The sequence below is a fragment of the Pseudomonas sp. LY-1 genome (assembly GCF_053502595.1).
The window spans coordinates 4,761,985-4,787,639 of sequence record NZ_CP094353.1 but is presented as its reverse complement, the minus strand read 5'-3'; the positions used below and the strand labels follow the sequence as shown (position 1 = coordinate 4,787,639).

Below are 25,655 nucleotides of genomic sequence, written 5' to 3'. Positions count from 1 at the left end.
AGGGGGTGTACGGTTCGGAAACACGCCCTCGACCGCTGCGGGTGAGGCAGGCAAGGATGTCCTTCCCGGACACCCCGCCGGTTAGTGATTTTACTGGGCCGGCAGGTCTCCTGACTGATGCGTCGTCGCCACGCTCCAGCCTTCCCGGACGGGGTCCAGTGGCAGTGGGGGAGCGGGCTCGGCATCTACAGTTGCGGGGGCAGTTCCGATTGGCGCGGTGTACCGCGCTTCGGATTCCCTATTAGTCCCGTTTGGGAACCGGCGCGGTATGGTAGTCGATCACGGCGGGGCGATATAGCCTTAGGTCGTCCGGTTACAGACGAATATCTTCAGGGCCCTGGATCAGCGCTTCAATTCGCGTCCCCGTGGCGCGCTCTTCATTGCTGAAACCATCGTAGTCGGCCAGGTTGGCGAAGCGGATACCGGTCAAGCGTTCGATCTGAATCACGCTGCGCTGGTAGGTTCTGAGCTGGCCGAACATGAGGTCGAGCTGACCCAGCTCGCGGTTTTGGTCGATCATGTAGGCGCTGGCGCAGGGCTTGCCGTCGTCGCTGAGGTAGGCGACCACTTTCCAGAACGCTTTGGGGATTTTAACGCCCCGGTAGACGCGGTCGTCGTCCGCCAACACCGGGCCGGTAAACACCGTGGCCCGGGCTTTCCAGCGTTGTGTGTTATCGAGAATGTAGTCCTCGAGTTCCAGCCAGGTCTTCTGGTTGAAGCCGCTCATCTGCGGTGAGCAGTTGGTGAAGTGGAAGGTGTCGGTATTGGCGGTGTTGGCCGCGTCACCCCAGTTGGGGTCCTGTCGGCGCACCAGATGACCGCGGTCCAGGCCATTGTCGGTGTAGAGCGCATCACCCACCTGTGCGCTGATGGGCAGGCGGCCGTCGTAGGCCCAGGCGTCGTTGCTGCGGATGATATCCACATGCTGTGCGCCATCGATATTGGCGCCCACGTAGAGTGCCAGTCGCCTCGAGCGCGACATGGTCACTGAGAAATGCGTGTAGTCCAGGCGCAGCGGCTGTACGTCAGCCAGCAGGGCTTCATCCACCGTGGGCCATGGCACCACGAAGCGGTCGAGAAACGCTTCAGCGTAGCCGCGCCGGTCCTGCAGGTCCTTGGCCGCAGTGACACGCGCAGTCACCGCCCTGGCCTCCATGAGACTCGGGCCGGCCGCGATCAACGGGCGCAGATCGGCGAGCCGGGGGCGGTGCGAAAGGTCGATTTTGGTGGCGCGTGGGGGCATTGTAAGTTCCTCGCAGTCCTCGGATTAACACTACTGCAGCATAGCTTCATGACAATTTGGCCCAAGCCGCCACGGCAGGACTATTCTTGAACGGTTACCCGGACGTTCACCCCACGCCAAAATGGAGCCAGCCAATGTGTGTTCGCCAGCATCGCAACCCGATTTTCTGCCTGATCCCGCCATACATGCTCGACCAGATCGCCCGCAACGGCGATAAAGCGCAACGGGAAGTCGCGTTACGCACACGCGCCAAAGACAGCACGTTCCGTTCGTTGCGCATGGTTGCCGTACCCGCCAAAGGGGCCGCCCACATGGCCCTGCCCATGGGCGCCGAAAAACGGCGTTCGATCTACAGCGCCGAGGGCGCCGATAGCCTGCCGGGCAAGTTGATCCGTGGCGAAGGGCAACCCGTCAGTGGTGATGTGGCGGTGGACGAGGCCTACGATGGGTTGGGCGCCACATTCGATTTTTTCGATCAGGTCTTCGACCGCAACTCCATAGACGACGCCGGTATGGCGCTGGACGCGACCGTTCATTTTGGCCAGAACTACAACAATGCATTCTGGAACTCGAGCCAGATGGTGTTTGGTAATGGCGATCAGCAGCTATTCAACCGGTTCACGATAGCCCTTGATGTCATTGGCCATGAGTTGGCCCACGGTGTGACCGAAGATGAGGCCAAGCTGATGTATTTCAATCAATCCGGTGCGTTGAACGAGTCGCTGTCCGACGTGTTCGGCTCACTGATCAAGCAGTACGCGCTGCAGCAAACGGCGCAAGATGCGGATTGGTTGATCGGCAAAGGGTTGTTTACCAAGAAAATCAAAGGCACTGCGTTGCGCTCGATGAAAGCGCCGGGCACCGCGTTCGATGACAAGCTGCTGGGCAAGGACCCTCAGCCGGGGCATATGGACGATTTTGTGCAGACCTATGAGGACAACGGCGGGGTGCATATCAATTCCGGTATTCCCAACCATGCGTTCTATCAGGTAGCCACGAAGATCGGCGGGTTTGCCTGGGAGCGCGCAGGGCGTATCTGGTATGACGCGTTACGCGATGCGCGGTTGCGGCCGAACGCGGGGTTTCTGCGTTTCGCGCGCATCACCTACGACATTGCCGGTCGGCTGTACGGTGCTGGCAAGGCCGAGCACAAGGCGGTGAAGGAAGGCTGGAAAGCAGTGGGCATTAACGTCTGACAACCCGCCTGGGCGGTGAGGAACAGCCATGCAAATTTCGATCAAGGAAATTGGGGGGCCCGCGTTTTTCCCGGGCCTGGCCCGACCGAACACCGTGGAACTGGAGACGCTGCCCGAGGCGGACCAGCAAGAGTTGCGGCAACTGATCGAGGCTTCACACTTCTTTCAGTTGCCGCAAAGCACCGCGCCGGAACCCGGTAATCCAGGCCAGGTGCATTACACCCTGACCGTGACCGAAGGTGAGCGCGAGCACACGGTGTGTGTGCTCGCGCCTGTGAAGTCAGAGGCGCTGGACGGGCTGGTGCAGTGCGTGCGCCGGCATATCCGCTGCTGAGCCTGCTGCGCAGCCCCGCGGGATCATGCTCCCTTGCCGCAGGGGTTGCGGTGGATTATTTGCGATCCAGCCACACCGTCTGCGCATTGCAGAATTCCCGCACGCCAAAGTGCGACAACTCTCGCCCAAAGCCGCTTTTCTTCACGCCACCAAACGCCACCCGAGGGTCGGACACGCTGAAGGCGTTGACGAAGATCCCGCCGGTTTCCAGCTGGTCGGCGATCTCGCGCGCTTTCGCCGAGTCGCGGGTGAAGATGCTCGCGGTCAGGCCGAACTCGCTGTCGTTGGCCAGGGCCACGGCGTGATCGGCGTCGCGGGCGCTGATGATGGAGGCGACGGGGCCGAACAGCTCTTGTTTGAACGAGGTCATCTGGTCGGTGACGTCGGCCAGTACGGTCGGTGCGTAGTAGTTGCCGGCGCCGGGCACTTTGTCGCCGCCCAGCAGCAGGGTCGCGCCTTCTGCCAGGGTCGCCTGGACCTGGCCGTGCAGTTCGTCGCGCAGGTCGAAGCGGGCCATCGGGCCGACGTAGGTGTGGGTCGAGGTCGGGTCGCCCATCACCAGTTGGCGGCTGGCTTCGACGAACTTGGCGGTGAAGGCGTCCACCACGCCGGCTTCGATGATCAGGCGCTTGGCTGCGGCGCAGACTTGGCCGCTGTTCTGGAAACGGCCGATCACCGCGGCCTGGACGGCAGCGTCGAGGTCGGCGTCGTTGAGCACGATGAACGGGTCGCAGCCGCCCAGTTCGAGCACGCATTTCTTCAGCGCGGCACCGGCCTGGGCGCCGATGGCCATACCGGCGCGCACGCTGCCGGTGAGGGTGACGGCGGCGATGCGTGGGTCGGCGATGGCTTTGGAAACGCCGTCCTGGGTCACGTTGAGCACTTCGAACAGGCCTTCGGCAAAGCCGGCTTTGTGGAACGCCGCTTTCATCAGGTAGGCGCTGCCCATCACGTTCGGTGCGTGTTTGAGCACGTAAGTGTTGCCGGCGAGCAGCGTCGGCACGGCGCCGCGCAGGACTTGCCAGACCGGGAAGTTCCACGGCATCACCGCGAGGATCGGGCCCAGCGGGCGGTATTCGATGTGCGCGCTGCCGTTGTCCACCAGCGTCGGTTCCGCGGCGAGCATGGCTGGACCGTGGGCGGCGTACCATTCGCTGAGTTGCGCACATTTCTCGATTTCGGCGCGGGCCTGGATGATGGGTTTGCCCATTTCCAGGGTGATCATCTGCGCCATTGCTTCGGCTTGCTCACGCAGCGCGCCGGCCAGGGCCTGCAACCGCTCTGCGCGCTGGCTGAGCGGCTGGCGGCGCCAGCTGCGGAAAGCGGCGGTCGCGCGGTTGAGGGTGGCGTCCAGCTGGCTCTCGTTTTCATACGGGTAACTGCCGACCGTTTCGCCGGTGGCGGGGTTGATCGAGAGGGCGTGGGTCTGGTGAGCGATAGCGTTCATGGCACCGTCCTGCTGAAGGTTTGGATTGGAATCAGCGTAAGGGGCTATATCTTTTCCGGAAAGTGAATAATATTAAGCAATACGTTCACGATTGGAGAATGATTTGGACCTGGTGCAGCTGGAAATCTTCAAGGCCGTTGCCGAGCAAGGCAGCATCAGTGCCGCCGCGCAGTTGATTCATCGGGTGCCGTCCAACCTGACCACGCGCATCAAGCAACTGGAGCAGGATCTTGGCGTTGCGCTGTTTATCCGCGAGAAGAGCCGCCTGCGTCTGTCCCCGGCCGGGTGGAATTTCCTCGGCTATGCGCGGCGTATTCTCGACCTGGTACAAGAAGCCCGTGCGACGGTGGCGGGGGAGGAGCCCCAGGGCGCGTTTGCCCTCGGTTCGTTGGAAAGCACCGCAGCGGTGCGTATTCCCGCACTGCTGGCGGCATATAACCAGAAGCACGCCAAGGTCGAGCTGGACCTGAGTACCGGGCCCTCGGGCACGATGATCGAAGGCGTGTTGTCGGGGCGTCTGGCGGCGGCATTCGTCGATGGGCCGGTGTTGCATGCCACCCTGGAGGGCCTGGCGGTGTTCGAGGAGGAGATGGTGGTGATTGCACCGCTGCATCACGCGCCGATCACCCGCGGGCAGGATGTGAACGGGGAAAGCATCTATACCTTTCGCTCCAACTGTTCGTACCGCCACCACTTCGAGCGCTGGTTCGCACAGGACGGCGCGGTGCCGGGGCGGATTTTCGAGATGGAGTCTTACCACGGCATGCTTGCCTGCGTCAGCGCCGGGGCCGGCCTGGCGCTGATGCCGCGCAGCATGTTGGAAAGCATGCCGGGGTTTACCACGGTGAGTGTGTGGCCGCTGACGGACAGTTTCCGCGTCTTGCACACTTGGTTGATCTGGCGCCGCGGCACGGTGTCGCAGAGCCTGAACAGCTTCGTAAGGTTACTGGAGGAACGCGTCCTGGCAACCCCATAAAACCACTGTGGGAGGGGGCTTGCCCCTTCCACCTTTCAATCATCATCAGCCGCCGAATTGCAGGGTACCCATCGCCAATTTGGCCATTATCGCTGTCGCACCCAATTGCACCAGCCACAGGGCCAACCCGCCGAGGAATACGCCGATGGCCACTTGCAAGACCAGGCTTTTCTGGCGCTTGGCTTGCGGCGCGCGCGGGGTGAAGTGGTCCAGTTCGTCGCGGTCGGCACGCAGGTCCAGGTCGTCGTTTCTCATAGGGCTCTCACAGCAAAGGGGCAGTCGGGGTTCAGTCTAGGGGAGCAGGGCGTTTTCTGACAGGCATTAAAAAGGGAAGCCGTAGCTTCCCTTCGTTCAGCGCCGCCAGGTTTATAGAACCTGAACAATCGCCTTCGTTACCGCACCAATGTTCGACTGGTTCAACGCGGCCACACAGATACGCCCGGTGTCCAGCGCGTAGATGCCAAACTCGGTGCGCAGACGGGTGACTTGCTCAACGGTGAGGCCGGAGTAGGAGAACATCCCACGCTGGCGACCGACGAAGCTGAAGTCGTGGCCCGGCGCAGCCTTGGCCAGTTCGGCGACCATCTGCTCGCGCATGCCACGGATGCGCAGGCGCATCTCCGCCAGCTCGGCTTCCCACTGGGCGCGCAGCTCAGGGTTGTTCAGCACTGCGGCCACGACCGCCGCGCCGTGGGTCGGCGGGTTGGAGTAGTTGGTGCGGATCACGCGCTTGACCTGGGACAGGATGCGCGCGCTTTCTTCCTTGGATTCGCTGACGATCGACAGCGCGCCCACGCGTTCGCCGTACAGGGAGAACGACTTGGAGAACGAGCTCGATACAAAGAACGTCAGGCCCGATTCCGCGAACAGGCGCACCGCGGCGGCGTCTTCGTAAATGCCATCACCAAAACCCTGATAGGCCATGTCGAGGAACGGCACCAGGTTTTTCGCCTTGACCACGTCGAGCACTTGTTGCCAGTCGGCCGGGCTCAGGTCGACGCCGGTCGGGTTATGGCAGCAGGCGTGCAGCACCACGATCGATTGCGGCGGCAGGGCGTTGAGGTCGGCGAGCAGGCCGGCACGGTTCACGTCGTGGGTGGCGGCGTCGTAGTAGCGGTAGGTCTGCACCGGGAAGCCGGCTTTTTCGAACAGCGCCTGGTGGTTTTCCCAGCTTGGGTCGCTGATGGCAACCACGGCATTGGGCAGCAGTTGCTTGAGGAAGTCTGCACCGATCTTCAGCGCGCCGGTGCCGCCGACCGCTTGTGCGGTGATCACGCGGCCAGCGCTCAGCAGCGGCGAGTCAGCGCCAAACAGCAGCTTTTGCACAGCCTGGTCGTAGGCCACGATCCCGTCGATCGGCAGGTAGCCACGGGCAGCGTGTTGCGCCACGCGAATGGCTTCCGCTTCGGCAACGGCACGCAAGAGTGGAATCTTCCCCTCCTCGTTGCAGTAAACGCCCACGCCAAGGTTGACCTTGGTGGTTCGTGTATCGGCGTTGAATGCTTCGTTGAGGCCCAGGATTGGATCGCGTGGTGCCATTTCGACAGCGGAGAACAGGCTCATTTTTGCGGCAGCTCTTTGGGGGAAAGGAGGGACGTGTCGCGCTCCAGCCGAATGCACTAGAGCGGTGCACAAACGGGGAGCTAGTATAGAGGCCATCACGGTCAAGGGCGACAACCGAAACGGCTTTTCGGCCAAGTTTTTCGGTTTATTTACCGACCGTTAGTCTTAATCCAACCTTGAGCGTAGACGGCAGGTCGGACGATTGCCTTGAAACCCGGCACATTCGTCACCACTTCTACAGCTATCATGGTTTTTTCCTGCAACCTGCGATGAAAATTCGCGGGTCGCTGAGCTTTTTTCGTCCTTGGTGGAGTGCAGCCGGGGGTGACTTGAAAGAGGTACGTTATGTCGGATTTCCAGCTCGTCACCCGCTTTGAACCCGCCGGCGATCAACCCGAAGCGATTCGCCAGATGGTCGAAGGCATCGAAGCGGGCCTGTCGCACCAGACGCTGCTCGGGGTGACCGGTTCGGGCAAGACGTTCAGCATCGCCAACGTGATCGCGCAGATCAACCGTCCGACCCTGGTACTGGCACCGAACAAAACCCTGGCCGCGCAGTTGTATGGCGAGTTCAAGGCGTTCTTCCCGAACAACGCGGTGGAGTACTTCGTTTCCTACTACGACTACTACCAGCCCGAAGCCTATGTGCCGTCCTCCGATACCTTTATCGAGAAGGACGCATCGATCAACGACCACATCGAGCAGATGCGTCTGTCGGCGACCAAGGCGCTGCTGGAGCGCAAGGACGCGATCATCGTCACCACGGTGTCGTGCATCTACGGCCTCGGCAGCCCGGAAACCTATCTGAAGATGGTGCTGCACGTCGACCGTGGCGACAAACTCGACCAGCGCGAACTGCTGCGTCGGCTGACGAGCTTGCAATACACGCGCAACGACATGGACTTCGCCCGTGCCACCTTCCGCGTGCGCGGCGATGTGATCGACATCTACCCGGCGGAGTCCGACCTGGAGGCGATCCGCATCGAGCTGTTCGACGATGAAGTCGAGAGCCTGTCGGCGTTCGACCCGTTGACCGGCGAAGTGATCCGCAAACTGCCGCGTTTCACCTTCTACCCCAAAAGCCACTACGTCACGCCGCGCGAAACCCTGATGGGCGCCGTTGAGGGCATCAAGGTCGAGCTGGCCGAGCGCCTGGAATACTTGCGCGCCAACAACAAGCTGGTGGAAGCCCAGCGCCTGGAACAACGCACCCGTTTCGACCTGGAGATGATCCTGGAACTGGGTTACTGCAACGGCATCGAAAACTACTCGCGCTACCTCTCGGGCCGTGAATCCGGAGCGCCGCCGCCGACGCTCTACGACTACCTGCCGGACGACGCGCTGTTGGTGATCGACGAATCCCACGTCAGCGTGCCGCAAGTCGGCGCGATGTATAAGGGCGACCGTTCGCGCAAGGAAACCCTGGTGGAATACGGCTTCCGCCTGCCGTCGGCGCTGGACAACCGGCCGATGCGCTTCGACGAATGGGAACGCATCAGCCCGCAGACCATCTTCGTCTCGGCGACGCCCGGCAATTACGAGGCTGAGCACGCGGGGCGCGTGATCGAGCAACTGGTGCGCCCGACCGGCCTGGTCGACCCGCAGATCGAAATCCGCCCGGCGTTGACCCAGGTCGACGACCTGCTCTCGGAAATCAGCAAGCGCGTGGCCCTGGAAGAGCGGGTGCTGGTCACCACGCTGACCAAGCGCATGTCCGAAGACTTGACCGACTACCTGGCCGACCACGGCGTGCGCGTGCGCTACCTGCACTCGGACATCGACACCGTGGAGCGCGTGGAGATCATCCGCGACCTGCGCCTGGGCACCTTCGATGTGCTGGTGGGGATCAACCTGCTGCGCGAAGGCCTGGACATGCCGGAAGTGTCGCTGGTGGCGATTCTGGACGCGGACAAGGAGGGCTTCCTGCGCTCCGAGCGTTCGCTGATCCAGACCATCGGCCGTGCGGCGCGTAACCTCAATGGCCGGGCGATTCTCTACGCCGACCGCATCACCGGCTCCATGGAGCGGGCGATTGGCGAGACCGAGCGCCGTCGCGACAAACAGATCGCCTTCAACCTGGCGAACGGCATCACGCCCAAAGGCGTGTTCAAGGACGTCGCCGATATCATGGAAGGCGCCACCGTGCCTGGCTCGCGCAGCAAGAAGCGCAAAGGCATGGCCAAGGCCGCCGAGGAAAGCGCCAAGTACGAAAACGAACTGCGCTCGCCGAGCGAGATCGCCAAGCGTATCCGCCAGTTGGAAGAGAAAATGTACCAACTGGCGCGGGATCTGGAGTTCGAAGCGGCGGCGCAAACCCGCGATGAAATCGGCAAGTTGCGTGAGCGCCTGTTGGCGGTTTGATCGGTGGTGGCGGTACTGGCCTCATCGGGGGCAAGCCCCCTCCCACATTTGACCGCATTTCAACGTTGGAACCCGATCAAGTGTGGGAGGGAGCTTGCTCCCGATAGGTGCGACACGGCCTCAATGACTCCCCCCAGCCTCAAGCCCCGCCGGCAACGCCGTGCTCAACAAAATCACCAGCATGCCCAAGCTTGAAATGCCGTCAAATGTGGGAGGGAGCTTGCTCCCGATAGGCGCGACACGGCCTCAATGACTCCCCCCAGCCTCAAGCCCCGCCGGCAACGCCGTGCTCAACAAAATCACCAGCATGCCCAAGCTTGAAATGCCGTCAAATGTGGGAGGGAGCTTGCTCCCGATAGGCGCGACACGGTCTCAATGGCTCCCCCCAGCCTTAAGCCCCGCCGGCAACGCCTTGGTCAACAAGATCGCGAGCATGCTTACGCCTAACGCGAATCCCACGCAGTGAAACGCATCGTTGTAGGCCATGATCTGCGCCTGCTGGTGCGTAATCTCACTGAGTTTACCCAGCGCCGCCGTCGGGTTGCCGAACTGTTCCGTCAGCGTCGCCAGCCGCTCCGCCACCTGCGGGTTGGTCGGCACGATCGCTTCGCGTAAATAATCGAAATAGGTCTTGGTGCGCGCATCCAGCAAGGTCGCCAGCAGCGCGATGCCGATGGCGCCGCCGAGGTTGCGCAGGATGTTGAACAGGCTGGAAGCCGACCCGGCGTCCTGCGGCAGGATGTAGGCCGTGGCGATCAGCGAGATGGTTACCATGATCAACGGCTGCCCGAGGGCGCGGATGATCTGGATCTGGTTGAACTGGCTGCCGGCAAAGTCCGGGTTGAGCACCCCCGAGGAGAAACTCGCCAGGCCGAACAGCCCGAAGCCTACGGCGCACAGCCATTTGGGCGACACGTATTTCATCAGCTTGGGCACCAGCGGGATCAGGAACAACTGCGGAATGCCCATCCACATGATCACTTCGCCGATCTGCAGCGCGTTGTAGTTCTGGATCTGCGCCAGGTACAACGGCAACAGATAGATCGAGCCATACAACCCGACGCCCATCCCCAGGCTGGAAATACTCGACAGGCCGAAGTTGCGATTGGCCAGGATGCCAAGGTTGATCAGCGGGTTGGGTTTGGACAGCTGCACGATCACGAAGGTGATCAGGCTCAGCAGGGCGATGCTGCCCAGGCTGACGATCAGGTTCGACTCGAGCCAGTCTTTGCGGTGGCCTTCTTCCAGAAACACCTGCAAACAGCCCAAGCCGATGGCGAGGCTGACGATGCCGGTGTAGTCGGTGCTTTTGAGCAGCTCCCAGTGGGGCGCCTTTTTTTCCAGGCCGTAGAGCAGCCCGGCGATCATCAGCAGCCCGGGCGGCACGTTGATGTAGAAGATGTATTCCCAGCCCCAGTTTTCCGTGAGCCAGCCGCCGATGGTCGGGCCGATGGACGGCGCGAAGGTGGCGGTCATGGCAAACATCGCCATGCCTTTGGCGCGGTGGTGCTCGGGCAGCTTGATCAGGGTCAGGGTAAACGCCAGCGGGATCAGCGCGCCGCCGGTAAAACCCTGCAGGGCGCGGAACACGATCATGCTTTCCAGGCTCCAGGCCATGGAGCACATCAGCGAGGCGATCAGGAACCCCACCGACACCCATACCGCCAGGCGCCGTGCCGAGAGCAACTGCACCAGCCAGGCGGTGAGGGGGATCATGATGATTTCGGCCACAAGGTAGGAGGTGGAAATCCACGAGCCTTCTTCCAGGGTGGCCGACAGTGCGCCCTGGATGTCCTTGAGGGACGAGTTGGTGATCTGGATGTCGAGCACCGCCATGAAGGCGCCGAGCATCACGCTCATCACCGCGATCCAGTCGCGCCGGGTCGGTTCGCCGACCGGGCGCAGCAGTTGATCACCGGCCATCAGGCTGATCTTTGATGTTCACTTTGACGGTGACGGACATGCCGGGGCGGATCTTGCCCTTCAGCGGGTTATCCGCAGCAAACGTAAGTTTCACCGGAATCCGTTGTACGACTTTGGTGAAGTTGCCGGTGGCATTGTCCGGCGGCAACAGGCTGAACTGCGCCCCGGAGGCCGCGAACAGGCTGTCGACCCTCGCCTCGATCGGCGTATCGCCGTAAGCATCGAACGTCAGCTCGGCCTTTTGCCCAGGCTGCATGTGGCCGATCTGGGTTTCCTTGAAGTTGGCCTGAATCCAGATGTCCTGGTCGGGGACGATCGACAGCAGGTAGGCACCGGCCTGTACGTATTGGCCGTTGCGCGCGGCGCGTTGGCCGACCAGGCCGCTGATGGGCGCGTGGATTTCGCTGCGGGTCAGGTTCAGCTCGGCCTGGGCCAGGTCGGTTCTGGCGTTGGCGATCAGCGCGTCGAGGCGCTTGATCTCGGCATTCAGCGCGTTGACCTGCTGGCGCTGCCCCTGCAGGTCGGCCTGGGCCATGGCCACTTGGGAACGGGCGATATGGTTGTCGGCGGAGAGGGTGGTCACCCGTTCTTCCGAGACGTAGCCGGGTTTGCGCAGGGTTTGGGCGCGGGACAGGTCGATCTGCGAACGACCCAGGCTGGCCTGGCTGGACGCGACTTTGGCTTCGCCGGCGGCGATCAGGCTGGCTTGCTGGGTCAACTTGCTCTGCGCCTGGGTGCGCTCGGCTTCGCGCATGGCGAGGGCGGCGTTGGCGCGGTCCACGGCGAGGTGGAAGTCGTCGTCTTCAAGCCTCACCAGCAACTGGCCTTGTTGCACGTGCTCGTTGTCGCCCACCAGCACCTCGACAATCCGCGCGCCGAGCTGGCTGGAGACACGGGTAATCTCACCCTGCACGTAGGCGTTGTCGGTGCTTTCGTAGAAGCGGCCCCTGAAGAACCAATGGGCGAAGAAACCCAGGGCGATCAGGCTCACGATCAATACGAAGATAAGCAGGCGGCGTTTCAGTGGGGCAGGCATGGGCGCGGAGTCTGTAACAAGAGGTAATGGAATATAACCAGCCAGCCAGCTGGCAAATAGCTACGGCGAGTCTCCAGGCTCAAACTTGGCCTATATGCCATGCTCGGTACGGAGGACGCTGGAGCCTAAGTGCCCATGGCTGTTACCATTCGCCCCTTGTTTCAATTTCAGTTATATCGCCCATTCGAGACCAGCCATGACCACCGTCCGCACGCGCATCGCGCCATCGCCTACCGGGGACCCCCACGTCGGCACTGCCTACATCGCCTTGTTCAACTACTGCTTTGCCAAGCAGCACGGCGGTGAATTCATCCTGCGGATCGAAGACACCGATCAACTGCGTTCGACCCGCGAGTCCGAACAGCAGATTTTCGATGCCCTGCGCTGGTTGGGCATCACCTGGTCGGAAGGCCCGGACGTCGGCGGCCCGCACGGCCCGTATCGCCAGAGCGAGCGCAGCGACATCTACAAGCAGTACACCCAGCAGTTGGTCGACATGGGCCATGCGTTCCCCTGCTTCTGCACCGCCGAAGAACTGGACCAGATGCGCGCCGAACAACAGGCTCGTGGCGAAACCCCGCGCTACGATGGCCGCGCGCTGCTGCTGTCGAAAGAAGAAGTGGCCGCGCGCCTGGCCGCCGGCGAGCCCCATGTGATCCGCATGAAGGTGCCGAGCGAAGGCGTGTGCGTGGTGCCGGACATGTTGCGCGGCGACGTCGAGATCCCGTGGGACCGCATGGACATGCAAGTGTTGATGAAGACCGACGGCCTGCCGACGTACTTCCTGGCCAACGTGGTCGATGACCACCTGATGGGCATCACCCATGTGCTGCGTGGGGAAGAATGGCTGCCCTCGGCGCCGAAGCTGATCCTGCTCTACGAGTACTTCGGCTGGGAACAACCGCAGCTGTGCTACATGCCGCTGCTGCGCAACCCGGACAAGAGCAAGCTGTCCAAGCGCAAGAACCCGACCTCGGTGACCTTCTACGAGCGCATGGGCTTCATGCCCGAAGCGATGCTCAACTACCTGGGCCGCATGGGTTGGTCGATGCCGGACGAGCGCGAGAAGTTCTCGCTGCAGGAAATGGTCGATAACTTCGACCTGTCCCGCGTGTCGCTGGGCGGGCCGATCTTCGATATCGAGAAGCTGTCGTGGCTCAATGGCCAGTGGCTGCGTGACCTGCCGGTGGAAGAGTTCGCCAGCCGCGTGCAGCAGTGGGCGTTGAACCCCGAGTACATGATGAAGATCGCGCCGCTGGTGCAGGGCAGGGTGGAGACGTTCAGCCAGGTCGCACCGTTGGCCAGTTTCTTCTTCGCCGGTGGCGTGAACCCGGACGTCAAACTGTTTGAGTCGAAGAAACTCTCCGCCGATCAGGTGCGCCAGTTGATGCAACTGATCCTGTGGAAGCTCGAAAGCCTGCGCCAGTGGGAGAAGGACGCCATCACCGCGACGATCCAGGCCGTGGTCGAATCCCTCGAGCTGAAATTGCGCGATGCCATGCCGCTGATGTTTGCCGCGATCACCGGGCAGGCCAGTTCGGTGTCGGTACTCGACGCGATGGAAATTCTCGGCCCGGACCTTACGCGTTTCCGTCTGCGCCAAGCCCTTGATTTGCTTGGTGGTGTGTCGAAGAAAGAAAACAAAGAGTGGGAGAAGCTGCTGGGCGCGATCGCCTGAGTCAGCGCTTGTGGCGGCCAAACCCCGGTTTTTCGGGGTTTGGTTGGTAAGTGATTGTTATCCCGGCAAAAAATTTTGGAAATTGTTGAAAATAAATTTGACACGTTCCCAAAGCGCCATTAAGATTCGCCCCGTCCTCACCGATGAGGGGCTATAGCTCAGCTGGGAGAGCGCTTGCATGGCATGCAAGAGGTCAACGGTTCGATCCCGTTTAGCTCCACCAATTTACAGGTTCAAGGTCTGGCCACACCGTCCTTGAATCGATCAGGCCTAGCTTGATCAGGTTGTACAGAAGGTTTTGTCCCCTTCGTCTAGTGGCCTAGGACACCGCCCTTTCACGGCGGTAACAGGGGTTCGAGTCCCCTAGGGGACGCCAGTTTCAACAAGCAGTTCGCAAGGTCTGCTGCGCCGCGAGGCGAAAAATCCGGGGCTATAGCTCAGCTGGGAGAGCGCTTGCATGGCATGCAAGAGGTCAACGGTTCGATCCCGTTTAGCTCCACCAATTTACAGGTTCAAGGTTTTGGCCACGCCGCCCTTGGATCGATCAGTCTCAGCCTGATCAGTTGTATAGAAGGTTTGTGTCCCCTTCGTCTAGTGGCCTAGGACACCGCCCTTTCACGGCGGTAACAGGGGTTCGAGTCCCCTAGGGGACGCCACGATTACCCGCTCTGCGGGATTTTTAAGGGTCATTCAATTATTGAATGGCCCTTTTGTTTGTCTGGCGTTTGGCCAATTCTCCCTTCCCTTGCCCCTCCGGGCTTCTGACCAATGGTCGTGCCGCTCGCTTGCGAAATATTATTATGGTTATAATATTTAACCCATGAGAGTCGGAGGCACACGATGAGCGATAAAAAAGCGCAAACCCGCGAACGTATCCTGCAGGCCGCTAGCGCCGCGTTGGTCCAGCGTGGCCCGGCCGAGCCGAGCGTTGGCGAGGTCATGGGGGCGGCGGGGCTGACTGTCGGCGGCTTCTACGCGCACTTTGAAAGCAAGGATGCGCTGATGCTGGAAGCCTTCAGCCAATTGCTGGCCCAGCGCCGTGCATCGATCGACGACATGGATGCCCAACTCACCGGCGAAGAGCGCCGTGCCCTGGTTGCGGCGTTCTACCTGTCGCGCAAGCACCGCGACTCCACGGCCAAGGCTTGCCCGATTCCGGCAACCGTGGGCGAGATGGGCCGCCTGCCGGACGCCTTTCGCGATGTCCTTAACGAACATGTGGAACTGATGGCCGCACAACTGGCCGCCAACCCGGAAGACACTGACAAGGCCCTGGCGGACATGGCCTTGATGGTCGGTGGGCTGGCATTGGCGCGTGCCCTGGGGCCGGGTGAATTGTCCGATCGTGTGTTGCGTGCCGCCAAGTCGGCCATACGTTAAGAGGGGTTATAAAAATGGGCGCATTGACCTGGATTCGTGGCGTCAACGGCACCTTGGGGCGCCTGGCGCCGCACACGGTGGCCAACAGCATGCGGCGGGTCTTCATGACCCCGCGGGATCTGCCGCCGCGGGATTGGGAGTTGCCGCTGCTGGCGCACGCCGAGCGCGTCACCTTGCGTTTCGGCCTGTCGGCGTTGCGCTGGGGCCAGGGCCCGGCGGTGCTGCTGATGCACGGTTGGGAAGGCCGGCCCACCCAGTTCGCCAGCCTGATCACTGCGCTGGTGCAGAACGGCTATTCGGTATTCGCTCTCGATGGCCCGGCCCATGGCCGTTCGCCGGGGCGTGAAGCCCACGTACTGCTGTTTGCCCGCGCGATGCTTGAAGCGGCGGCCGAGCTGCCGCCGTTGCATGCGGTGGTCGGCCACTCCATGGGCGGCGCCAGTGCGATGCTGGCGGTGCAATTGGGGCTGCGTACCGAAGCGCTGGTGAGCATTGCCGCGCCGTCGCGCTTCCTTGATGTGCTCGGCGGGTTTGCCGGGATGGTCGGTTTGCCGTCGCGGGCGCGCTCAGCGTTTATCCAGGAAGTCGAGCTGACCCTGGGCATGCCGCTCAAGCACTTGGACGTGGCCCATTACCAGATGGACCTCCCCGGCCTGATCGTGCATGCCGAAGACGATACCTTCGTGCCGGTCAGCGCTTCCCAGGTCATCCACGACGCCTGGTTTGACAGCCGCCTGTTGCGCCTGGAGCAGGGCGGGCACCAGCGCGTGCTGGCCGATCCGCGGGTCGTCGAGGCGGTGCTGGCGCTGCTGGCGGGCTGCCGTTTACAGGCGCGCCAAACTGCCTGATACACTGCCCTGCCGACATCAATCGACAGGAGCAAGGTATGGGCTGGGATTTGGCAACGCCGTTTATCATCGATCTGCAGGTCGTCGCTGAGGACATCGACGGCCTGGGGCATGCCAATAACGCGGTGTACGTGTCCTGGCTGGAACGTTGCGCCTGGCGCCATTCCCAGCGCCTGGGGCTGGACCTCACCGAGTACCGGCGACTGGACCGCGCCATGGCGGTGGTGCGCCATGAGATCGACTACCTGGCGGCCGCCTATGAAGGCGACGAGCTGCAACTGGCGACCTGGATCGTCGACTGGGACCAGCGCCTGAAAATGACCCGGCGTTTCCAGCTGGTACGCCCTCGCGACGGCGCGACCCTGCTGCGCGCACAAACCACCTTTGTCTGCATCGAACTGTCCAGTGGCAAGCCCAAGCGCATGCCGGCGGAGTTTCTCGACGGCTACGGCGCCGCCCTGACAGGGGGTTAACGGTCGCGGCGGGAAACCCAGTAAACTGCGCCACGATTTTTGTTGAGTGTTTTCCATGCAAATTGCTTTGGCGCCCATGGAGGGGTTGGTCGACAACATCCTGCGGGACGTGTTGACCCGCGTGGGCGGTATTGACTGGTGCGTGACCGAGTTCATCCGCGTCAACGACCGCCTGCTCACCCCGGCCTATTTCCACAAGCTCGCCCCCGAACTGCTGCACGGTGCCCACACCGCCGCTGGCGTGCCGCTGCGTGTGCAGTTGCTCGGTTCCGACCCGGTGTGCCTGGCAGAGAACGCGGCCCTGGCCTGCGAGTTGGGCTCCGAGGTGATCGACCTGAATTTCGGCTGCCCGGCCAAGACCGTCAACAAGTCCCGTGGCGGCGCGGTGCTGCTCAAGGAGCCGGAGCTGCTCAACCGCATCGTCGAGCATGTGCGTCGCGCAGTGCCGGCGCATATCCCGGTGACCGCCAAGATGCGCCTGGGCTTCGACAGCCCGGATGGCGCGCTGGTATGCGCGACGGCGCTGGCCGAGGGCGGCGCGGCGCATATCGTCGTGCATGCGCGGACCAAGACCGATGGCTACAAACCGCCGGCTCACTGGGAGTGGATTCCACGCGTGCAGGATGTGGTCAAGGTGCCAGTGTTCGCCAATGGCGATATCTGGAGCGTCGAAGACTGGAAGCGTTGCCGCGAAGTCAGCGGCGCCGAAGACATCATGCTGGGTCGCGGGCTGGTTGCGCGTCCGGATCTTGCGCGGCAGATCGCGGCGGCACGCGCCGGCGAAGACGTCGTGGCAATGACCTGGGCGCAGATGCAGCCGATGCTCCAGGACTTCTGGACCCAGTCGGTGGCCCAACTGACCGAACGCCAGGCGCCCGGCCGGCTGAAGCAGTGGTTGGCGATGCTGACGCGCAATTACCCGGAGGCCGTCGAGCTGTTCACCGCCATGCGGCGGGAGACGGATTTGGAGCAGGTGAGCCGATTGTTGGGGATGGCCCATCCTGCCGTGTCTGAGGGGTGACCCGTTGCGCTTGAATGCGCCGCTCGTTTGTTTGAAGAAAATGCCCCGTATCGAAAGATGCGGGGCATTTTGCGTTTTGGCGCGAGGAAGTCGGGGCGAAATAACACAGCCGGATGCTGTGCAGGTTTTGGGGTTGTGTCGGTAAGTTGCCCCGAGGGTGGTTTATTAGCGTGTGTGTCCAGTCGGATCTGGCTAAGGCTACTTGGTTTGCGGTCTTTTAAAAATTAACAGGGGGAAAAGTCCGAAAGTTTGATTTGGTTTCCTTATATGAGTCGCGATTTCTGGAACTCGATAGCCTCGTATTCCACGAAAGTATCGACTGTGAAGCAGCAAGGGTTGTTTCCAGTCGATAAAAAACTCTCGCCTGCCCCGCTGATTAACCGAGCCGGGCCGTGCCAATAAGGAACTTACTGATGTCGCTATCGATTAATCATTCACCTTTGTTCAACGGCGATACAACATCCATGGAGCGGTTGTCGCCATCCATGTCGAAAACCTTCACGCAAACCGGCACATTGGGGGCCAATACGACTGTGGCTCACCCTGGCGTGCCTCATGACCCTTTCAAGGTTTCGAACAGCAACATGACAATCGAGACAGGCGGGCTTGCACGCTTGCTTGACATGCTGGAGCAGGTTGTCAAAACCGTGCGTGAGATGTTTTCGGGGCGGAACATGGTGTCCGGCATGTTGCCTGGGGCGGATAAAACGCCCGCCATTCCAGTGGATGCGAGCAAGCTGCCGGAGAAGCCTGGACACCTCGCATTGACGGCTGATCGGCGAGGCCAGCCGGCTCTTCCGGTGTCACCCCACATGCATCAATCCACTGCCTCCGTGATCAAGGATGCCGACAATCAGGTGCAAGTGAACGTTAACGTCGGTCATTGTCATTGCCCCGATACGAAGGCGCTGAGCGGCGAAACGAAGCCGAATGCGGCAGCGGTTTTACCTCGCGTCATGCCGATGCCGGAAGCCGCTCGCAAGGTTGAAGTGGTGCCTGTGCACACGCACACGCCTATGCCCATGCCTACGCACACGCCTACGCCCATGCCTACGCCCATGCCTACGCCCATGCCTACGCCCATGCCTACGCACACGCACACGCCTGCGCCCACGCCTACGCCCATGCCTACGCCCGCGCCTACGCCTACGCCCACGCCTACGCCTACGCACAAGCACACACCTACGCCGGAGGTCATGCCGGCACCCAAGCCGGGTGTGCATGCGCTTGAGGTCAAGCCGCGACCGGCCACCCCGGAAGTACCGGCGATCACGCCACAGCCACAACCACAGCCACAACCACAGCCGCAACCACAACCAGATACGCCTACCCCGGATATAACCAGTCCCGGCCCGGCTGAACGTCAATCTGATATGCGCGACTGGCGGACCAGCCGCCGGCCTGCATTCAGAGCCTGACGTCAGCAACTTCCTTTATACGTATTGAACTGGATGTGCACTTCTTTGGGACTGATGTTCCGGGAAGTGCCTGCAAGTGGAGGCCCGTATGTCATGTTGTTCAATTAATAATATTGCGCGTGTTGTGGATGTTCGTCAGGTACTTCCTGTCGATTCCATGAAAGCAAAAAATGAACAGTTTGCGCAATTAAGCGGTTTCTTGAGTGTGCCGTCTCCGGCGAGCCAGGGGGTACTGGAGCACGTGCGGGAAAACACTCATGGCGTGGCGAATAATTCAGAGCCGCTCGATAAGTTAATGACGCTGTTTACTTCGTTTTTAACTCAGCTGATTAACTTGGTCTCTGATAACAAAGAGAAGCCGCTGCCGGGAATATCCCCATCGCGGCCGGAGGTCACTACGCCTGTGGTGCCTGCGCCGGCGCCGCCAAAACCCGAGCCTGCGGCGATGATCGCGGGCCTTTCGAAGAAGCGCAACGGCGCGAAGCCCGACAATATCTGGAGCGGATTTCGCCAAGGGCCGGATGGCAACTGCGTGACGGTATCGGCCATCAAGGCGGCGATGTACCAGTTTGGCCAAAGCCCTACGGATATTTTCAAGGAGGTGAAAAAAACCGAGCGTGGTTATCACGTGGTCATGCGCGATGACGTAACCGTCAACCTGACGGACCGGGAGCTCGCCGAAGGTGCGCGTGGGGCAAAATTTGTCGGGGCTGACAAAGAGATGCTCAAAGACGCGCAATTTCTTTTCGCGATCAGCGCCAAGCGTGCCCAGGACGAAAACAACGATGGCAGGGCGGCACGCAGTTTCGGTGCGGCGATCCGCAGCCTGAATGATGGCGAGGATGAGCGAGGGCCGGGGGAGGGGTTGAAGCGGCTGGGGCTGAGCAAGCACATGAAGAGGGTCCCCGTGCGTGAGCTCGCCAAGGGGCAGTTGGGCATGTGCAATCGGGCCCGGCATTCGGTGGCGGTCATCAACGGTCGCGAAGAGCTATGGGGGCGACAGGGAAAAGCGCCCACGCACGGCGATGCCATAGCTCTGGTGCCATAGCCCTATTGGTGAATCCGTTGAATTGAAGGGCTGCGAACGGGGCAGTCAGCCCAAACCTGGCTGCCCGTTCGGCTGCTTATTTTTTACAAGCGTCAGGAACCCAGTGCATGTATATCTCCACAGCTAGCCGTTCGATGATCGAAACGGCCCAGCAGCGCGGGGCTTCTCCCGTATTTCCGGTGAAACCCGCAGGTGAAAGGCCGGCTGATATCGCTTCAGCATTCCACGCGAGCGAGCGGCGCTTCGGCGAGAGTTTTGATTGCAGCAGCCACGCGGCGGTGATCAAGTTGATGATGATGACGTTCGGTCAGCGTCCAGCCGCGATGTTTAACGAGTTGCTACCCTCGGGCGATGGGTACGACGTCACGATGAAGGATGAGTTCAAGCTGCACCTGTCCCGCCAGGAGTTGCAGCAGGCGTCGCAGGCTTCCCGCTTCACGGGGGCGGACAGCGGCGTGGTAAAGGATGCCAATTTCATGTTTGCCGCCTTTGTCAAACGCAAGCAACTGACCGGGGGCTATGCCACGTTCGAAGCCGCCTTGGCGAAGACGCTCGAGGGCGAGACCACCCAGCGTTGTCTGCAAGGCATGGGGGTGTTCGGCCTGTCGCAGTTCGTCCCGGTGAGCGATATGGCGGGCAAGGGCGCGGTAGGGGTGCTGGAGACCCATAACCGCGGGTCGGCGCTGGTGCGCGAGGGGGTCAGGCATGATGGCGGGACACCACGAACGGCCGATCGGGGCTATGGGTATGTCTTGTTCGATGATCAACTGCCGCCGCCGAGCAATCGCGGCGCCGCCCCTGTGGTCGCGAGCGTCCGGCCCGCGGACATCTGGAGCGGGTTTTACCAGGGGGTCGAAGGCAATTGCGTCACGGTCTCGGCGATCAAGGCGGCGATGATCCGGTTCGGGCAAGACCCGAGGGCGATCTATAAGCAGGTTCACATCACGCCGACGGGGTTTGACGTGGTCATGCGAGATGCCTTCCGGTTGCAACTGACCCACGAGGAAGTGCGCCAGGCTGCCGCCGAGTCGAACTTTCATGGCAATAATCGACAGTTGCTGAATGCCGCGCACTTTTTGTACGCAGTCAGTGCCAAGCGCGCGCAGATCGAGAACAACGATTTTCGTGCCCGCCAGAGTTACACGACGGCTCTGCAAACCCTCAACGATGGCGAGTACCCTGGCGAAGCGCTGCGCCGCCTGGGGTTGTTTGGCTACGTGCGTGAAAGCACGGTCGCAGAGTTGGCCAACGGGGCGATCGGCACCCTGGCAGACAACTGGCATTCGGTGGCGGTGATCGATGGGGCGCTGGATTTCTATGGAAAAAAGCACGACCTGGCCTCATCGCGCTGGATGAGTTCGGGGTTCCGGGCCCTGAAGCTGGTCTGAGCCTCAATCCAGCAAGAGCCTGAACCCTTCTATCGGTAAGGGCCGGCTGTGCAAATAACCCTGGAACAAGTGGCAGCCCAGCTTTTGCAGGAACGCCAGTTGCTCCGGGGTTTCAACGCCTTCGGCGATCACCCCCAGGTTCAAGCTGCGCGCCATGGCCACAATGGCGCGGATGATTTCGGCGTCGTTGGGGTCGTGGGTGGCATCGCGCACGAAGGACTGGTCGATCTTCAGCGTATCCACCGGCAAGCGCTTGAGGTAGGTGAGCGATGAGTAACCGGTGCCGAAGTCGTCCATCGCAAAACTCACACCGAGTTTTTTCAGGCGACGCATTTTGCTGATGGTGTCATCCAGGTTCTGGATCACGATGCCTTCGGTGATTTCCAGTTTCAGCAGGCAGTAGGGCAGTGAATGCTGCTTGAGGCTGCGCTCGACGCGTTCGACAAAGTCGTTCTGGCGGAACTGCCGGGGGCTGATGTTCACGCACAGGCTGAAATTCAGCGGGTCCACCTTGCCTTCTTTGATCAATTGCTCGAAGGCGGCGCACGCTTCGTCGAGTATCCAGGTACCGACTTCGAGGATCAGGCCGCTGTCTTCCAGCACTTTGATGAATTCGGACGGCGCCTGCGCGCCCAGTTGCGGATGCTGCCAGCGCACCAGGGCCTCGGCGCCGACGATCTTATTGCCGCGCGCGTCCACCTGGGGTTGGTAATGCACGCTGAATTCGCCGCGTGACAGGGCCAGGCGCAGGTCGGTTTCCATGCGCAGGCGTTCGCTGGCGGTTTTCTGCATGCTGTTGTGGAACATCTGCGTGGCGTTGCGCCCCGAATCCTTGGCGCGGTACAGCGCGATGTCGGCACGTTTGAGCAGGTCGGCCGGGGTCGAGCCATGATCGGGGATCAGCGCCACACCGATGCTCGGCGTGACTTGCAGGCGTTGGCCGTCGAGGAACATCGGTTCGGAGAGCAATTCACGCAGGGTGTCGGCCAGTTCCTGAACCTGGGCGCTGACTTCGGTGCGCGTGCCATCCAGGCCGCTGAGCAGCACCACGAACTCATCGCCGCCCAGGCGCGCCACGGTATCTTCCATACGCACGCTGGCTTCGAGGCGCGCGGTGACGATTTTCAGCACGGTGTCGCCCACCGGGTGACCGAGGGAATCATTGATGTGCTTGAAGTGGTCGAGGTCGAGAAACAGCAATGCACCGCGCAGGTTATGGCGCTTGAGCAGGGCGATCTGCTGGCTCAGGCGGTCCATCAGCAGTGCGCGGTTGGGCAGGTTGGTCAGCGGGTCGTGGTAGGCCAGGTGGCGGATCTGCGCCTGGGCGTTTTTCAACAGGCTCACATCCCGCGCGGTCAGCAACAGGCAAGGGGTTTCGTTGAGGGTGATCGGCTCGACTGAAACCTCCACCGCCAGCACATCGCCGCGCTTGTTGTGCCAGAGCATTTCCAAATGGCGGATACGGCCTTTGAGTTGCAGTTCGGCCAGCAGCACCGCGCGCTGGTTTTCATCGGCCCAGATGCCGACCTGGTACAGCGTCAGGCCGATGACATCTTCGGCACGAAAACCGGTCAAGCGGCAGAACCCGTCGTTCACCTCCACATAGCGGCCGGTGTCGTGTTCGGTAATGGAAATCGCGTCGGGGCTGGAATGGAAGGCTTTGGCGAATTTTTCTTCGCTGGCCTTCAGCGCGGCCTCGGAGCGTTGCTGCTGGGTAATGTCGCGCAGGGTGGTGACGATGCACGGCTGGTCGCCGACCTTGATCATCCGGCTGGAAATCACGCAGGTCAGGGCCTGGCCGCTTTTGTGGTGCGCGATGATCGCCACGTTGTTCAGCGCCTGGTCGCGAATCACCTGTTCGATGCGTTGCAGGCGCTGGCTCGACTCGTCCCACAGGCCGATCTGTTCGGCGCTCATGTTGATCACTTCGGCGGCCGTCCAGCCAAAGGTCTGGGTGAACGCGGGGTTGATCTCGATGAACTCGCCGTTGTCCAGGCGGGTGACGCAGATCGGGTCGGGGCTGGCCTGGAACAGGCTGGCGAATTTTTCTTCGGAGGCGCTCAGGCGTTGTTCGCGCTCGACCTGGTCGGTGATGTCCAGCAGGGTGCCGGCCATGCGCAGTGGCGCGCCTTTTTCGTCGCGGTACAGGCGTGCTCGGCTTTCCAGGTAGCGCGGGCTGCCGTCTTCCAGTTGTACACGGTAAGTCAGCTGATAGTTGCCGGCCGGGCCTTCGCGCAGGGTGCGATAGGCGTTGCGCATACTCTCGCGCTCTTCCTTGGGCATGCCCTCGAAAAACGCCTCGAACGATTCATGGAACGCTTCCGCCGGCAGGCCGTGCAGTTGGGCGGCGCGGGCCGAGCCGTAGAGCATGCCGGTGGGAATGTGCCAGTCCCAGGTGCCCAATTGCGCGGAGTCCAGGGCCAGGTCCAGGCGCTCCTGGCTGTCTTTCAAGGCTTGCTCGGCGTTTTTGCGCTCGGTGGTGTCGAGAAAGGTGCTGATCAGGTAGGCCTCGCCGTCCAGCTCGACCTTCTGCGCGCAGAGCGTGCCATCGTGGATCTGCCCGTTGCTGGCACAGAATTGCACTTCCATGGTGATGGGTTCGCCCTTGCGCTGGGTGGCCCTGACCAACTGCGCACGCTGTTCAGGGTGGAGCCACAGGCCGAGGTCCAGGGTGGTGCGACTGATGGCGTCGGCGACCGGCCAGCCGAAGAGGATCTGGAAATACTGGTTGGCTTCGCTGATCAAGCCGTCGGACTGGCGGGTGAGCAGGACCATGTTCGGGCACAGGTGAAACAGCGTGGCGAAGCGCTTTTCGGAGTGGCTGAGGGCGTGTTCCCGCTCGCGCTGGCGGGTAGTCTCGCGGATCACCCCGATCATGCGGCGCCGGCCGGCTTTGTCCGGCGCCAGGCTGCCGTTGATTTCCAGCCAGTGCTGGCTGCCATCCGGCCACTGGATGTGGTGGTGCATGGCCTGCTCGAATGGCTCGCCGGCCAGCACCGCGTGAAACGCGCGTATCACCCGGGCGCGGTCTTGCGGCGCGAGCAGGTCCAGGTACTCCAGATCCTTGGGCAACGGTTGGCGCGGGTCGAAGCCGAACAGCGCCTGGGTGCCCCGTGACCAACTGATACGCCCGGTATCGATTTCCCAGCACCATGCACCCAGCCGTGCAGCGTTAAGCGCTGCCAGCAGTTGCGGGGCGCTGTCCCAGCTTTGTTCCGCCTCTTCAGGGTCCAGGGCGTAAATGCGGGGCAGGGGTGGCATAGGGTCGACGGGATTGCGCATTATCAAAAAGCCTTGGCTCGATGGGCGTTCGGCGCGGTTTTATTCAGGCCTTGAGGCCGCACAGCTTCATGCCGGTGTCCCTGGCAGCTCGACCTGTGCATCCAATAGGCTCATAAAAGCCCGCGCAGCGTTCGACAGCGTCCTTTCGGTATGCACGATATAGCCTAGCTGGCGACTGAGTTGTATGCCCGGCAAAGCGATACTTGTCACCTGATCGTCGAGCATGGTGCGCGGTAATACGCTCCACGCCAAGCCGATGGACACCATCATTTTGATGGTTTCCAGATAGTTCGTGCTCATCGCGATGTTCGGCGTGAGGCCCTGGGCCTCGAACAGGCGGCTGACAATGTGATGGGTAAAGGTGTTGCCGCCGGGGAAAACCGCCGGGTGCCCGGCGATGTCCGCCAGGGTGACCGAGCCGTTGCGGGTCAGGCTGTGCTCCGGCGCCACCACGAAATCCAGCGGGTCGTCCCACACCGGGGTGGCGCGCACCAGGTTGTGCGGCTCGGGCGCCAGGGTGATCACCGCCACTTCGGCGCGGCCATGCAGGATCTCTTCGTAGGCCACTTCCGAGTCGAGAAACTGAATATCCAGCGCCACATTGGGGTATTGCCGGGTAAAGGTGCGCAGGATCGGCGGCAGGCGATGCAGGCCGATGTGGTGGCTGGTGGCCAATGTGAGGCGCCCGCTGACTTCACCGGTGAGGTTGGTGAGGGCGCGCCGGGTGTCGTCCAGGACGTTGAGAATCTGATAGGCGCGCGGCAGCAGGGCGCGCCCGGCTTCGGTCAAGCCGACTTCACGGCCCAGGCGATCGAACAGGCGCACCTTCAGTTGTTGCTCGAGGCCGGCAATGCGTTTGCTGATGGCCGGTTGGGTCAGGTGCAGGCGCTCGCCGGCGCCGGAGAAGCTGCCGGTCTCGGCGATGGCAATAAAAGCATTGAGGTTGGCCAGGTCCATTGTGGTATTCCAGTTGGTAATCCAAAGCATAAAAAATATGAATTTGAGTTATTTAATGTAGCGCCATACCATCAGCCTCACAA

Annotated in this window: 20 protein-coding genes, 4 tRNA genes and 1 riboswitch; of the genes, 15 read left to right on the top strand and 9 right to left on the bottom strand. The window is 61.8% G+C overall.

Going from position 1 to position 25,655, the window contains the following annotated elements:
* Window positions 1–83: 83 nt before the first annotated feature.
* Window positions 84–278: riboswitch (cobalamin riboswitch) on the bottom strand.
* Window positions 279–313: 35 nt separating this feature from the next.
* On the bottom strand, window positions 314–1,243 hold the full coding sequence (locus MOQ67_RS21875; RefSeq protein ID WP_046487114.1) for a DNA/RNA non-specific endonuclease: 930 nt from the start codon (window positions 1,241–1,243) through the stop codon (window positions 314–316).
* 134 nt (window positions 1,244–1,377) lie between these two features.
* On the opposite strand from MOQ67_RS21875, the gene MOQ67_RS21870 reads away from it, so the two are divergent.
* Complete coding sequence (locus tag MOQ67_RS21870) at window positions 1,378–2,439, top strand: M4 family metallopeptidase (RefSeq protein WP_046487116.1); 1,062 nt, start codon at window positions 1,378–1,380, stop codon at window positions 2,437–2,439.
* Between the two features lie 28 nt (window positions 2,440–2,467).
* Window positions 2,468–2,773, top strand: a complete 306-nt coding sequence (locus tag MOQ67_RS21865; RefSeq protein ID WP_017847723.1) for a protealysin inhibitor emfourin — start codon at window positions 2,468–2,470, stop codon at window positions 2,771–2,773.
* 55 nt (window positions 2,774–2,828) lie between these two features.
* On the opposite strand, the gene MOQ67_RS21860 is transcribed toward MOQ67_RS21865, so the two are convergent.
* The gene (locus MOQ67_RS21860; protein WP_198717842.1) at window positions 2,829–4,220 is read right to left on the bottom strand and encodes an aldehyde dehydrogenase family protein; all 1,392 of its coding nucleotides are present in this window, start codon (window positions 4,218–4,220) and stop codon (window positions 2,829–2,831) included.
* A 103-nt stretch (window positions 4,221–4,323) separates the two neighbouring features.
* Here MOQ67_RS21860 and ptrR point away from each other — a divergent pair, with 103 nt between their 5' ends.
* The gene (gene ptrR / locus MOQ67_RS21855) at window positions 4,324–5,196 is read left to right on the top strand and encodes a putrescine utilization regulator PtrR (protein ID WP_046382626.1); all 873 of its coding nucleotides are present in this window, start codon (window positions 4,324–4,326) and stop codon (window positions 5,194–5,196) included.
* Window positions 5,197–5,241: 45 nt separating this feature from the next.
* On the opposite strand, the gene MOQ67_RS21850 is transcribed toward ptrR, so the two are convergent.
* Both MOQ67_RS21850 and MOQ67_RS21845 read right to left on the bottom strand, forming a co-directional pair.
* A complete protein-coding gene (locus tag MOQ67_RS21850; RefSeq protein ID WP_198717841.1) occupies window positions 5,242–5,451 on the bottom strand; it encodes a hypothetical protein in 210 nt (69 codons plus the stop codon).
* Window positions 5,452–5,562: 111 nt separating this feature from the next.
* Window positions 5,563–6,759 (bottom strand): amino acid aminotransferase, encoded by a 1,197-nt coding sequence (locus MOQ67_RS21845; RefSeq protein ID WP_017847719.1) that lies wholly within the window; start codon window positions 6,757–6,759, stop codon window positions 5,563–5,565.
* Window positions 6,760–7,104: 345 nt separating this feature from the next.
* Between MOQ67_RS21845 and uvrB the strand changes: the two genes are divergently transcribed.
* Complete coding sequence (uvrB, locus tag MOQ67_RS21840) at window positions 7,105–9,120, top strand: excinuclease ABC subunit UvrB (RefSeq protein WP_017847718.1); 2,016 nt, start codon at window positions 7,105–7,107, stop codon at window positions 9,118–9,120.
* Between the two features lie 372 nt (window positions 9,121–9,492).
* Here uvrB and MOQ67_RS21835 read toward each other — a convergent pair whose 3' ends face one another.
* Together MOQ67_RS21835 and MOQ67_RS21830 are read right to left on the bottom strand one after the other, a co-directional pair.
* Window positions 9,493–10,983, bottom strand: a complete 1,491-nt coding sequence (locus MOQ67_RS21835) for an MDR family MFS transporter (protein ID WP_185833598.1) — start codon at window positions 10,981–10,983, stop codon at window positions 9,493–9,495.
* A 49-nt stretch (window positions 10,984–11,032) separates the two neighbouring features.
* Complete coding sequence (locus MOQ67_RS21830) at window positions 11,033–12,079, bottom strand: HlyD family secretion protein (protein WP_017847715.1); 1,047 nt, start codon at window positions 12,077–12,079, stop codon at window positions 11,033–11,035.
* 196 nt (window positions 12,080–12,275) lie between these two features.
* Between MOQ67_RS21830 and gltX the strand changes: the two genes are divergently transcribed.
* The 9 genes from gltX (at window position 12,276) to MOQ67_RS21785 (ending at window position 17,479) form a co-directional block, all read left to right on the top strand.
* Window positions 12,276–13,757 carry a glutamate--tRNA ligase gene (gltX, locus tag MOQ67_RS21825; protein ID WP_017847714.1) on the top strand — a complete coding sequence of 494 codons (1,482 nt, stop codon included), beginning with the start codon at window positions 12,276–12,278 and terminating at the stop codon, window positions 13,755–13,757.
* Between the two features lie 147 nt (window positions 13,758–13,904).
* Window positions 13,905–13,980 (top strand) — tRNA-Ala (locus tag MOQ67_RS21820).
* Between the two features lie 77 nt (window positions 13,981–14,057).
* A tRNA-Glu gene (locus MOQ67_RS21815) sits at window positions 14,058–14,133 on the top strand.
* Window positions 14,134–14,183: 50 nt separating this feature from the next.
* Window positions 14,184–14,259: transfer RNA gene (locus tag MOQ67_RS21810), tRNA-Ala, on the top strand.
* A 78-nt stretch (window positions 14,260–14,337) separates the two neighbouring features.
* Window positions 14,338–14,413, top strand: a tRNA-Glu gene (locus tag MOQ67_RS21805).
* Window positions 14,414–14,597: 184 nt separating this feature from the next.
* Window positions 14,598–15,137: a TetR/AcrR family transcriptional regulator gene (locus MOQ67_RS21800; protein ID WP_017847713.1), complete on the top strand. Its 540-nt coding sequence runs from the start codon at window positions 14,598–14,600 to the stop codon at window positions 15,135–15,137.
* A gap of 14 nt (window positions 15,138–15,151) precedes the next feature.
* A complete protein-coding gene (locus tag MOQ67_RS21795; RefSeq protein WP_017847712.1) occupies window positions 15,152–15,985 on the top strand; it encodes an alpha/beta hydrolase in 834 nt (277 codons plus the stop codon).
* 38 nt (window positions 15,986–16,023) lie between these two features.
* Window positions 16,024–16,458, top strand: coding sequence for an acyl-CoA thioesterase (locus MOQ67_RS21790; protein ID WP_017847711.1), 435 nt, complete (start codon window positions 16,024–16,026; stop codon window positions 16,456–16,458).
* A 55-nt stretch (window positions 16,459–16,513) separates the two neighbouring features.
* Window positions 16,514–17,479, top strand: a complete 966-nt coding sequence (locus tag MOQ67_RS21785; RefSeq protein ID WP_198717840.1) for a tRNA dihydrouridine synthase — start codon at window positions 16,514–16,516, stop codon at window positions 17,477–17,479.
* 886 nt (window positions 17,480–18,365) lie between these two features.
* Here MOQ67_RS21785 and MOQ67_RS21780 read toward each other — a convergent pair.
* Window positions 18,366–18,752 (bottom strand): hypothetical protein, encoded by a 387-nt coding sequence (locus MOQ67_RS21780; RefSeq protein ID WP_198718472.1) that lies wholly within the window; start codon window positions 18,750–18,752, stop codon window positions 18,366–18,368.
* Window positions 18,753–19,054: 302 nt separating this feature from the next.
* Here MOQ67_RS21780 and MOQ67_RS21775 point away from each other — a divergent pair, with 302 nt between their 5' ends.
* Both MOQ67_RS21775 and MOQ67_RS21770 read left to right on the top strand, forming a co-directional pair.
* A complete protein-coding gene (locus MOQ67_RS21775) occupies window positions 19,055–19,945 on the top strand; it encodes a hypothetical protein (RefSeq protein WP_057005687.1) in 891 nt (296 codons plus the stop codon).
* Window positions 19,946–20,052: 107 nt separating this feature from the next.
* Window positions 20,053–21,333: a hypothetical protein gene (locus MOQ67_RS21770; protein WP_102618924.1), complete on the top strand. Its 1,281-nt coding sequence runs from the start codon at window positions 20,053–20,055 to the stop codon at window positions 21,331–21,333.
* Window positions 21,334–21,336: 3 nt separating this feature from the next.
* On the opposite strand, the gene MOQ67_RS21765 is transcribed toward MOQ67_RS21770, so the two are convergent.
* Both MOQ67_RS21765 and MOQ67_RS21760 read right to left on the bottom strand, forming a co-directional pair.
* Window positions 21,337–24,615: an EAL domain-containing protein gene (locus MOQ67_RS21765; RefSeq protein WP_198718473.1), complete on the bottom strand. Its 3,279-nt coding sequence runs from the start codon at window positions 24,613–24,615 to the stop codon at window positions 21,337–21,339.
* Between the two features lie 66 nt (window positions 24,616–24,681).
* Window positions 24,682–25,572 carry a LysR family transcriptional regulator gene (locus MOQ67_RS21760; RefSeq protein ID WP_017847706.1) on the bottom strand — a complete coding sequence of 297 codons (891 nt, stop codon included), beginning with the start codon at window positions 25,570–25,572 and terminating at the stop codon, window positions 24,682–24,684.
* Between the last annotated feature and the right edge of the window lie 83 nt (window positions 25,573–25,655).